This is a genomic window from Mediterraneibacter sp. ICN-202921, from assembly GCF_037890075.1.
Lineage (GTDB): Bacteria > Bacillota > Clostridia > Lachnospirales > Lachnospiraceae > Mediterraneibacter > Mediterraneibacter massiliensis.
In genome coordinates this window covers 218,055-229,951 of record NZ_JBBKBE010000001.1, presented here as the reverse complement: position 1 = coordinate 229,951, position 11,897 = coordinate 218,055, and the positions used below count along the sequence as shown (strand labels likewise).

The 11,897-nt window shown below is 40.3% G+C and carries 7 protein-coding genes; all 7 read left to right on the top strand.

Annotated features, from left to right (window positions below; all coding sequences use genetic code 11):
- The first annotated feature begins 21 nt into the window (after positions 1–21).
- Positions 22–2,463, top strand: a complete 2,442-nt coding sequence (locus tag WKT01_RS01125; RefSeq protein WP_059069695.1) for a cation-translocating P-type ATPase — start codon at positions 22–24, stop codon at positions 2,461–2,463.
- Positions 2,448–3,479: a 3-deoxy-7-phosphoheptulonate synthase gene (locus WKT01_RS01120; RefSeq protein ID WP_059069694.1), complete on the top strand. Its 1,032-nt coding sequence runs from the start codon at positions 2,448–2,450 to the stop codon at positions 3,477–3,479. The genes WKT01_RS01125 and WKT01_RS01120 overlap by 16 nt, the downstream gene beginning before the upstream one ends.
- Before the next feature lie 446 nt (positions 3,480–3,925).
- Complete coding sequence (locus tag WKT01_RS01115) at positions 3,926–4,153, top strand: helix-turn-helix domain-containing protein (RefSeq protein ID WP_270394733.1); 228 nt, start codon at positions 3,926–3,928, stop codon at positions 4,151–4,153.
- Positions 4,146–5,708 carry a type I restriction-modification system subunit M gene (locus WKT01_RS01110; protein WP_340311319.1) on the top strand — a complete coding sequence of 521 codons (1,563 nt, stop codon included), beginning with the start codon at positions 4,146–4,148 and terminating at the stop codon, positions 5,706–5,708. Before WKT01_RS01115 ends, WKT01_RS01110 begins: the two co-directional genes overlap by 8 nt.
- Positions 5,709–5,711: 3 nt before the next feature.
- The gene (locus WKT01_RS01105) at positions 5,712–6,485 is read left to right on the top strand and encodes a hypothetical protein (protein WP_270394730.1); all 774 of its coding nucleotides are present in this window, start codon (positions 5,712–5,714) and stop codon (positions 6,483–6,485) included.
- The gene (locus WKT01_RS01100) at positions 6,482–8,257 is read left to right on the top strand and encodes a restriction endonuclease subunit S (RefSeq protein ID WP_340311318.1); all 1,776 of its coding nucleotides are present in this window, start codon (positions 6,482–6,484) and stop codon (positions 8,255–8,257) included. Before WKT01_RS01105 ends, WKT01_RS01100 begins: the two co-directional genes overlap by 4 nt.
- Before the next feature lie 12 nt (positions 8,258–8,269).
- Positions 8,270–11,485: a type I restriction endonuclease subunit R gene (locus tag WKT01_RS01095; protein ID WP_270394727.1), complete on the top strand. Its 3,216-nt coding sequence runs from the start codon at positions 8,270–8,272 to the stop codon at positions 11,483–11,485.
- Positions 11,486–11,897: the final 412 nt, after the last annotated feature.

Genomic DNA, 11,897 nt, shown 5'->3' with positions numbered 1-11,897 from the left:
CGGAAAGAAGGGAAATTATACATGAGCAAAAAACAGAAGATAAAGGAAGAAGAAAAAAAGGACAGAAGGATCCCGACAACCCGTTACTCTCCAGAATATAGAGTGGGACTTACAAGCGCGCAAGTACAGGAACACAGGCTGCACGGCTGGACAAACAAAGCAGTCGATCCGCCGTCTAAAACGACAAAAGAAATCATTCATGAAAATACATTTACCTATTTTAACTTGATTTTTACGATTCTGGCAGTGCTTTTATGTATTGTAGGGTCTTTTAGGGATCTGACCTTTTTGCCGGTCATCATTTCCAACACACTGATCGGTATCATACAGGAGATACGGGCGAAGAAAGTTCTGGATAAGATGACAATGTTAAATGCGCCTCATGCTCTTGTGGTCAGAGATGGGAAAACATGGACGATTGATGCTGAAGAATTGGTACTGGACGATATTGTTATTTTTCGTGCCGGCAATCAGGTGTGTGCGGACGCAGAAGTATGCGCCGGAGAGGTGCAGGTGAATGAGTCGCTTCTGACAGGGGAATCCGATGAGATTACAAAAAGAAGAGGCGATACATTAATGTCCGGCAGTTTTATCGTTTCCGGACAGTGCCATGCCCGCTTGGAAAAAGTAGGGGCAGATTCGTATATTTCAAAGCTGACGATACAGGCAAAAGAGATGCAGGAAGGCGAACAATCTGAGATGATCCGTTCCCTTGATAAGTTGGTAAAATGTGTCGGAATCGCCATTATCCCAATTGGCCTGGTATTGTTTGGACAGGCATTTTTTCTGCAGGGAGAAGGTTTTCGTTCCAGTGTGACTTCTATGATCGCCGCGATCATTGGGATGATTCCGGAAGGATTATACTTACTCGCCAGCGTGGCGCTTGCGGTAAGTTCTATCCGTCTTGCACAGAAAAAAGTGCTCCTGCATGATATGAAATGTATAGAAACGCTTGCAAGAGTCAATGTCCTCTGTGTGGATAAGACGGGTACTATCACAGAAAATACGATGAAGGTACAGGAAATGATACCTGCTGAAGAATATGAAGAAAAAGAAGACGGCGGACTTTCATTGCTGATAGGAGATTTTGCGGCAGCGATGAGCAGCGATAATATCACGATGGAAGCAGTGAAGGCATATTTTCCGGCGGCTTCGGGCAGAGAAGTTGTATCGAAAACGGGCTTTTCTTCTGCTACAAAATATAGCAGTGTGACTTTTCGGGAAGGCGCTTATGTACTTGGCGCTCCGGAATTTGTGTTAAGAGAAAAGTATCCGGAATATGAAGAGAAGATACTAAGTTATGCTTCGAAAGGAGCCAGAGTACTTGTCTTTGGAAGTTATGATGAAGAGATAGACGGGAAAGCGCTCCATCACGGCATCGTACCGCTGGCATATCTTTTGCTCGCTAATCCGATCCGGGAAGCTGCACAGGAGACCTTCCGATATTTTGCGGAGCAGGGAGTAGAGATCAAGGTGATCTCCGGCGACAATCCGGTGACCGTTTCGGAAGTCGCAAAACAGGCAGGGATCGTCGGGGCAGAACAGTTTATAGACGCTTCTTCTCTGAAAACGCCGGAACAGCTGAAAGAGGCTGTCCTGCATAATACGGTATTTGGAAGAGTGACACCGAACCAGAAGCGGCAGTTTGTACAGGTGTTAAAAGAAGCGGGGCGTACTGTTGCAATGACAGGGGATGGAGTAAATGATGTCCTTGCGCTTAAAGATGCAGACTGCAGTATTGCAATGGCATCTGGAAGCGAGGCGGCAGCGCAGGCATCCCAGTTAGTTTTGCTGGAATCTGATTTTTCCTGTATGCCGCAAGTCGTTTTAGAGGGGCGAAGAGTGGTAAATAATATCCAGCGCTCTGCTAGTTTATTCCTGGTAAAGAATATTTTTTCCTTTTTGTTAAGCCTCTTATCGGTTGTATTTATGTTTACCTATCCACTGGAACCATCACAGGTTTCCTTGATCAGTACATTTACGATTGGGATCCCAGCATTTTTCCTGGCGCTGGAACCAAACAAAAATATCATAAAAGGAAAATTTTTGACGAATGTCTTTTTGAAAGCACTGCCGGCGGCGCTTACAGATGCACTTGCGGTGGGTGCGCTGGTCATCTTTGGTGAGACCTTTGGCGTGAATACGACCGATATTTCTACCGCGGCGACCATGCTTCTTGCAATTGTCGGTTTTATGATCCTGTATACGATCAGTGCGCCGATGAACAAACTGCGTGTCGCTATTTTTGCAGGATCTATAGCAGGGCTTTTATTCTGTAGTTTTTATCTCAATGATTTATTTGCGATCACGGGGATGTCGACAAAATGCGTTATGTTGTTTGTCGTATTCGCAATTGCTACGGAGCCGGTTTTACGTTATTTGACAAGATTGATAGAAAAACTTAGGATTTATTATTTAAGACTGCGCAGAAAAGGAGAGGAAGAAGAATGTCTATACAATTAAACCATGAACTGCCGCTGCCGGATACATTAAAAAAAGAATATCCGCTGCCGGAAGAACTGCGAAAAAGAAAGGAAGAAAGAGACAAGGAGATACAGAAGGTCTTCACAGGAGAGTCAGATCGTTTCCTTGTGATCATCGGCCCTTGTTCCGCAGATAATGAAGATTCTGTGTGTGAATATACAGAGCGTTTGAAAAACGTATCGGATAAGGTATCCGACAAATTATTGATCATACCGAGAGTGTATACAAACAAGCCACGGACTACCGGGGAGGGATATAAGGGAATGCTGCATCAGCCTGATCCGGATAAGGCGCCGGATCTGCTTGCCGGCATCATAGCTATCCGAAAACTGCATATCCGCGTGCTTAGAGAAACCGGACTTTCTTCTGCGGATGAAATGCTGTATCCGGAGAACAGAAGCTACTTAGACGATGTACTGTCGTATGAAGCGATTGGAGCACGCTCGGTAGAAAATCAGCAGCACCGGCTTACTGCCAGCGGAATGGATATCCCCGTAGGAATGAAAAATCCTACCAGCGGAGATTTGTCTGTTATGTTGAATTCTGTAATCGCCGCTCAGCATCCGCACCGCTTTATCTACCGGGGCTGTGATGTAAATACATCTGGGAATCCTTTGGCGCATACGATCCTAAGAGGCGGCGTAGATAAATATGGAAAAAATATTCCCAACTACCATTATGAAGATTTAGTGCGGCTGAAAGAAATGTATCTGAAGCAAGAACTGAAAAATCCAGCTGTTATCATCGATACAAATCATTCTAATTCAGGCAAACAGTTCCAAGAGCAGCCAAGAATCATAAGCGAGGTCCTTCATAGCCGCAGCTATAATCCTGAACTGAAGAAATTAGTGAAAGGTGTCATGGTAGAGAGTTATCTCGTAGAAGGAAGACAGGATATTGGCGAGGATCATATCTATGGAAAATCCATCACTGATCCCTGCCTGGGATGGAAAGAGACAGAAGAAATGCTGTACATGATGGCGGAGAAGGTGTAAGGATGGAGTTATAGCAAGAAATTTACTGACCATAGAAGCGAGGTTGAGATATTTACTGATTCAAATGTTTGGAGAGGATTTTATACTTATGGCTTCAAGAGCAGAGTGGATTTACCAGAAAGAGCGTACGGTCATATGATATGCCGCGAATAAGAAGAAACACATAGATGATTAGAGGATTATTTATTTGCCACGGCAGGATAAACGTGTAGGTTGCATATTTCCGCAACATTGGGCGGTATTGGGGCAAATCAAGGCATATAAAAAGGCACGATACTACGGTATTGCTACGAATGAAGTTTTAGAGCCGAAAATATAGAAAATTGTGTGTAATCACTTCGTTTCTGGGTTTCGAGACGGAGTGATTTCTTTTTGTACAGATTGAAAAATTCACTTTTTCGTGATATACTTTACCTACATCTGTTAAGAATTAATGGAGGGATGACATGGCAGTCAGTTACAAAAAATTATTCCATTTACTGATAGAAAAAGATATGACAAATGCACAGTTGCAGCAGGAGGCTGGCTTCTCTGCAAATATCATCACACGGCTGAAACGTAATGGGTATATTTCCCTCGAAAGCGTGGAGAGTATATGTCGAGTTTTAAACTGTGGCGTTGACGATATTCTGGAATTTATACCAGAGGATAACGGAGGAAAAGAGAATGGTTGATACCAAAAAGGAACAGGAACGTGATGAATTGCACCGTGCAATATGGGCGATTGCAGATGAGCTGCGTGGAGCAGTCGATGGTTGGGATTTTAAAAATTATGTTCTTGGCACAATGTTCTATCGCTATATTTCCGAGAACTTGTGTAATTATATAAACAGTGGTGAGGCTGATGCAGGTAACATCAGATTTGATTTTGCAAAAATATCAGATGAGGATGCAGAAGAAGCAAGAGAAGGATTGGTAGAAGAAAAAGGATTCTTCATTCTGCCGAGTGAGTTGTTTTGCAATGTACGTGCGGATGCTGCAAATGATGAAAATTTAAATGAAACATTGGAGCGTGTGTTCCGACATATAGAGGAATCTGCACAAGGAAGCGAGTCGGAAAGCGATTTTGCCGGATTATTCGATGATTATGATGTAAACAGTAATAAATTAGGTGCTACAGTTGCAAAACGTAATGAAAAACTCGTAAAACTTCTGAATGGCGTGGGTGAAATGAATCTGGGAGATGTGAAAGACCATTCCATTGATGCCTTTGGTGATGCATATGAGTACCTTATGACCATGTACGCATCGAACGCTGGAAAATCTGGTGGGGAATTCTTTACTCCGGCAGATGTGTCTGAATTACTCACACGACTTGGTACTGTAGGAAAAACAGAAATCAATAAAGTATATGATCCAGCTTGCGGTTCTGGTTCATTGCTTCTGAAGGCTGAGAAAATTCTTGGCAAGGATGCTATCCGTAATGGATTTTACGGTCAGGAAATCAATATCACAACCTACAACTTGTGTCGTATCAATATGTTTTTGCATGATGTTGGATTCGATAAATTCAATATTGCCTGTGAAGATACATTGCTTGCACCACAGCACTGGGACGATGAACCGTTTGAATTAATAGTATCCAATCCACCATATTCTATAAAATGGGCAGGAACAGATAATCCATTGTTGATTAATGATCCGAGATTTTCTCCTGCCGGAGTGCTTGCACCGAAAAGTAAGGCTGACATGGCATTTATTATGCACAGTTTATCGTGGCTTGCGTCTAATGGAACTGCTGCCATTGTATGCTTTCCGGGAATTATGTATCGTGGTGGTGCAGAGCAGAAAATCCGTAAATATCTTGTGGACAATAACTATGTGGATTGTATTATTCAGTTGCCGAGTAATCTGTTCTTTGGTACTTCGATTGCAACTTGTATTGTGGTGATGAAAAAGAACAAGACAGATAATAAGACTCTGTTTATTGATGCTACAAGCGAATGCGTGAAGGTTACCAACAATAATAAACTGACCCCAGAGAATATCGACCGGATCGTGGATGTGTTTGCAAAGCGTGAAGAAGTGGAGCATTTTGCACATCTGGCTAGTTATGAGGAAGTATCCGGAAATGATTATAATTTGTCTGTGTCTACATATGTTGAAGCCGAAGATACCAGAGAGAAAATTGATATTGTGAAGTTGAATGCGGAAATCAAAGAAATTGTTGCTCGTGAGCAGGTACTTCGTGATGAGATTGATAAAATTATCGCAGAAATTGAGGTGTAATTTATGGGAGAATTTTTTCCGAATCAATATTGGGGAATGGATATGTGGAAACATGGGGAATTGCCGATAATAGAATCACACGATTTTAATTTCTTTAGATGTCTTGAATTTAACGATAGTTATTATGGAAAAACAGTAAGTGAACTTCATAGTGGGAATCTTAGATTAAGTAGAAAAGATAATAGGTATTCAAATCTCTTTCCCGGACAAAAACTGTCATATTGGGCAGACAGTCCACAAACGGCAAGGGCAGAAATAAAAAAGTGGGGATCAAGTAATAATATTTTGACATTTTGGGCATATGATGATGGGAGCAGTTTTATTCCTACAATTTATCCGGCTGAAAATATTCGGATAATTGATGGAGTTCATTTTGGTTTTGATAAAATATTGAAAAAAGTCGGTAACTATGAGGAATTGACTCGTAGCGAAAAAGAATTTATTGATAAAATAGGACGTGAAAAGCCAGATTGTCTCGCATATTATTCAGAAGCCAAAGAGGGAGGCATTTGCTTTTTATTTTTTGAACAAGGATTTAAAAAACTTTCACTTCGTGAGGTAGCATTACGTTTGGGCGATTATAAAGGAAAGAACACAGCAAGGGTGACTTGTGCGGTTACAAGTGATTTTAGTCCGATATTGGAAGGCTATGGCTATTATTTTTCCCCAATTGCAAAGATGAAATATGATGATAAATACACAACAAGTGATGAATATATACTAAGAAAGCAAGTTGAGGACTATTCACATGAACAAATAACGGAGATGATGCGATGAGCAGATTAGATGAATTGATTACTGAGTTTTGCCCTAATGGTGTGGAATATAGAGAATTAAAAGATATATTGACAATTAAAAATGGCAAAGACTATAAGAGCCTTACAGAAGGTAAGTACCCAGTGTATGGTTCTGGTGGAATTATGACGTATGTATCGGACTATCTATACAATAAACCATCTGTATTGATTCCGAGAAAGGGCTCTATTGATAAATTGTACTACGTAGAAGAACCATTTTGGAATGTAGATACGATATTCTATACAGAAATTGATACAAAACAGGTGATCCCAAGATATGTATATTTTTGCTTGCAGAAAGAACATTTGGAACAATATAATACGGCTGGTGGTGTACCAAGTCTAACACAAAGAGTACTTAATAAGGTTAAACTCCCTGTACCTCCTCTGGAGGTACAACGTGAAATAGTCCGCGTGTTGGACTCTTTCACGTTACTTACAGCCGAGCTTACAGCCGAGCTTACAGCCGAGCTTACAGCTCGGAAGAAACAGTATGAATTTTATCGTAATAAACTGTTGACATTTTGCAACAATGTTAAAATTGTTCCGTTAGCTGATATTGCTGATATTGGTACTGGTAGTAGTAACACTAATGAAGGAATTGAAGAAGGTAAATATCCTTTTTATGTCCGCTCACAGGAACCGTTGCGAAAAAATGAATATGAATATGATGAAACTGCGATTATTACTGCTGGCGATGGGGTCGGTGTAGGAAAGGTATTTCATTATGTTGAAGGAAAATATGCTTTGCATCAAAGAGCATACCGAATTCATATAAATACTCCAGATGTATTACCGAGGTATTATTTTCATTATATGAGATCAGCATTTTTACCATATATACAGAAAACTATGTTTCAGGGGTCGGTAGCATCTATTCGGAGACCGATGCTAAATCAATTTCCCGTTCCTATTCCAGCATTGGATGTGCAGAAAAGGATTGTTAATGTACTTGATAATTTTGAATCCATCTGCACTGACCTGAATATTGGTTTGCCAGCCGAAATTGAAACACGCCAGAAGCAATATGAATATTATCGTGATTTGCTCTTGACATTTGCTGAAACAGGCAACATGCTCATGACAGACAGACAGACAGACAGACAGACAGACAGACAGACAGACAGACAGACAGAGCTGAGCGCAATTAAGCTTATTCAGTATGTGTTTGGATATGCAACCGTTAGTCTTGATTATATTGTTGATTTCAGAAATGGGAAAGGACATGAAAAAAATATTGTATCTGATGGAAAATATATTGTTGTAAATTCTAAGTTTATTTCTACTGATGGACAAGTGAAAAAATATGCGGATGAACAGATTTGTCCATTATATGTGAATGATATTCTGATGGTTATGAGTGATTTACCAAATGGTCGTGCGTTGGCGAAATGTTATTTAGTTGATGAAGACGATAAATATACTCTTAATCAGAGAATTGGAGCATTTACAGTTAGCAGACCAGATTTGGTTACTACAAAATATTTGTATTATATATTAAGCCGCAATCCACAGTTGTTAAGATATGATAACGGAGCAGATCAAACAAATTTACGGAAAGCAGATATTTTAAATATTTTAATTGCTATTCCAACGGTCAAGGAGCAGAAAAAAATCACAGAAATTCTCGATCGTTTTGACATTCTTTGCAATGATCTATCCACAGGACTTCCGGCAGAAATCGAAGCACGTCAGAAGCAATATGAATATTACAGGGATAAGCTGTTATCTTTTAAAGAATTACCAAAGTAAGGAGGCGAGGATGTGCCATACTTTAATATTGTAGCGGAGACATCGGAGAACACCGTTGTCACAGAATATGAGCCAGTGAAAAAACGTTCTGACAGTTACCAGAGCGAAGCAGAACTGGAACAGGAATTTATCCGTCTGCTCTGCGAACAGGGATATGAGTATCTGCCTATTCACACGGAGAAAGATCTGATTTCCAATCTCCGTAAAAAATTAGAGGAACTGAATAATTATCAGTTTTCAGACACAGAGTGGGATGCTTTTTTCAAAAATGCTGTTGCGAATCCCAATGAACATATTGTGGAAAAGACTCGTAAGATACAGGAGGATAATGTCCAAGTTCTGACTCGTGATGATGGCTCTTCCAAGAACATTACGTTTATAGATAAAAAGAACATTCATAATAACAGGTTGCAGGTCATCAATCAATATGTGATTGGTACAGCGAACGGTGCAAAGCATGATAACCGCTATGATGTTACAGTATTAGTCAATGGTCTGCCGCTTGTGCATATTGAGCTGAAGCGTAGAGGTGTTGCCATCCGTGAGGCATTCAACCAGATTAACCGTTACCGAAGGGATTCTTTTTGGGCAGGGTGCGGACTGTATGAGTACATCCAGATTTTTGTTATATCAAATGGAACAAATACAAAGTATTATTCCAACAGCACTAGACGGAATGCAGAAAAGGAACATGAAAAGCGGGGAGCAAGTAAGACTAAGACAAGTAATAGTTTTGAGTTTACCTGCTTCTGGGCAGATGCCAATAACCGTGTGATTCCAGATTTGATTGACTTTACAAAGACCTTCTTCGCAAAGCATACAATTCTGAATATTCTTACGAAATATTGTATTTTTACATCGGAAGATATGCTAATGGTTATGCGCCCGTATCAGATTACAGCTACGGAGCGAATTCTCAATCGTATCGAAATTGCCAATAATTATAAGAAGTACGGAAGTGTCGAGGGTGGTGGTTACATCTGGCATACCACAGGTTCTGGAAAGACACTGACTTCATTTAAGACGGCAAGACTGGCATCGAAGCTGCCGTATATTGATAAGGTACTGTTTGTGGTTGACCGTAAAGATCTGGATTACCAGACTATGAAAGAATATGACCGTTTTGAAAAGGGTGCAGCCAACAGCAATACATCGACTACCATATTAAAACGGCAGTTGGAAGACCCAGATGCGCATATAATCATTACCACAATTCAGAAACTGGCTACCTTTATAAAAAAGAATCCGGGACATGAAGTTTATCTGAAACATATCGTTATTATTTTTGACGAATGCCATCGCAGCCAGTTTGGGGATATGCACACTGCTATTGTAAAAAATTTTAAGAAATATCATCTGTTTGGATTTACAGGAACACCAATCTTCTCTGTTAATTCTGGCAGAGCCAAGAATCCAGAATTCTTTACTACAGGTCAGACCTTTGGAGATCAGCTCCACAGTTATACGATTGTGGATGCCATTAACGATAAAAATGTTCTTCCATTCCGGGTTGATTATATTAAAACGATGGATGTGGAAGAAGAAATTACAGACGAGATGGTCTGGGACATCAATCGGGAAAAGGTTATGATGGCTCCTGAGCGCATTCGTATTGTAACGCAGTACATACTGGAACATTTTGATCAGAAGACGTATCGTGGGGATAAAACATACATATATAATGCGCTTACTAATATTGCAGAGGTAGCTTCTGCCAAGCGGGATGAGGTAGAGGAAATCAAGCAGAAACAGCGTATCAGTGGTTTTAATTCTATTTTTGCGGTATCGAGTGTTCCGATGGCAAAATTATATTATCAGGAATTCAAAAAGCAGATGGCAGTAGACCCGACCAAGAAATTGCGTGTCGCAACCATTTTCAGTTATGGTGCAAACGAAGAAGAATCGGATGGTATTCTGGATGAAGAAAATTCTGAAGATACCTCCGCACTTGATCAGCTGTCTAGAGAATTTCTGGAAGAAGCCATTAAGGATTATAATGAAATGTTCCATACCAATTACGATACCTCAAGTGATAAATTCCAGAATTATTATAAAGATGTGTCGCTTCGCATGAAAAATAAGGAACTGGATATCTTGATCGTAGTAAATATGTTCCTTACAGGTTTTGATGCCACAACCATGAATACGCTATGGGTAGATAAAAATCTGAAAATGCACGGACTGATACAGGCATTTTCTCGTACCAACCGTATTCTGAATTCTATTAAGACCTTTGGAAATATTGTGTGTTTCCGAAATCTGCAAAAGCGTGTAGATAGCGCGATTTCACTGTTTGGGGATAAGAATGCCGGAGGTATTGTACTGCTACAGAGTTTTAAAGATTATTATTATGGATATGAGTCTATAGATGGTAAACCGATGCCGGGTTATGTGGATATGATGGAGGACTTGAATCATAAATTTCCGTTATCAGAACCGCAGATTATCGGAGAACAGAATCAAAAGGACTTTATTGCTTTGTTTGGCGCAATTCTCCGTATGAGAAATCTTTTGCTTTCTTTTGATGAGTTCAAGGGCAATGAGCTGATTTCTGAGCGTGATTTACAGGATTATCTTGGGCGTTATCAGGACTTGCGTGATGAGTGGAAACGCAAGCGACAGGAAAGTACGGATATTACAGATGATGTGGTATTTGAAATTGAACTGATCCGGCAGATAGAAATTAACATTGATTATATTCTCATGCTTGTAAAGAAGTATCATGATACACACTGCGAAGACAAGGAAGTGCTGATAACCATCAATAAGGCGATTGATGCGAGTCCAGAGTTACGCAGTAAGAAACAGCTCATTGAAACTTTTATTGCAGGAATCAATGAAGTGGATGATGTCATGAATGAGTGGCACGAATTTGTGGTGGCACAGCGTGATCATGACCTTGATGTTATCATTAAGGAAGAAAAGTTAAAGCCAGAGGATACCCGAAAGTTCATAGAAAATGCGTTTCGGGACGGCGAAATTAGAACAGTCGGAACTGACATAGATAAACTTATGCCGCCGATATCCCGCTTTGGTGGTGGTGGAAGAACCAGAAAAAAACAGGGAGTTATTGAAAAACTGAAAGCCTTCTTTGAAAAGTATTTTGGCATCGGAGGTTCGTCTGCCTTTACAGAGCCGGAGCATAAAACAGTGGTATATGATTTGAATGGTCAGGAAACGCTGTCGATGGTAGCAGAAGAAAAAACTCCATACGGAAAGCAATCATAAATGAATTGAGCCACATGGAAAGTGATCCGCTGTGGCTTTTTTCTATGGGAGGGGGATTGAAATCTCTACAGACTTTCTTCTTGAAGACCGCCGCCCCCTTTCGTGCGAATTTTCGCAGAATTAAACAGGGGGGATACCCATCAAATTTAAATTATATGGAAATATCCGCACAATATCGTTGTATTAGCTGATTTTGTTTTGCCGGATAGTACCGAAATATGCAGAAAAATCGTGTGAAAAACAGCATAAAAAGCACAAATTTTATGCGCACATTTTGGCAGTAATATAAGCAGAAATGTCTTGCTATTCTGCGTCGTCAGAGTGATATATGTACTATCGAAAAAAGAAAGTGGGTACATATTATGAAGAATGAAATCAGATTTACATTGGAATTGAAACAGAGACCGAAGCT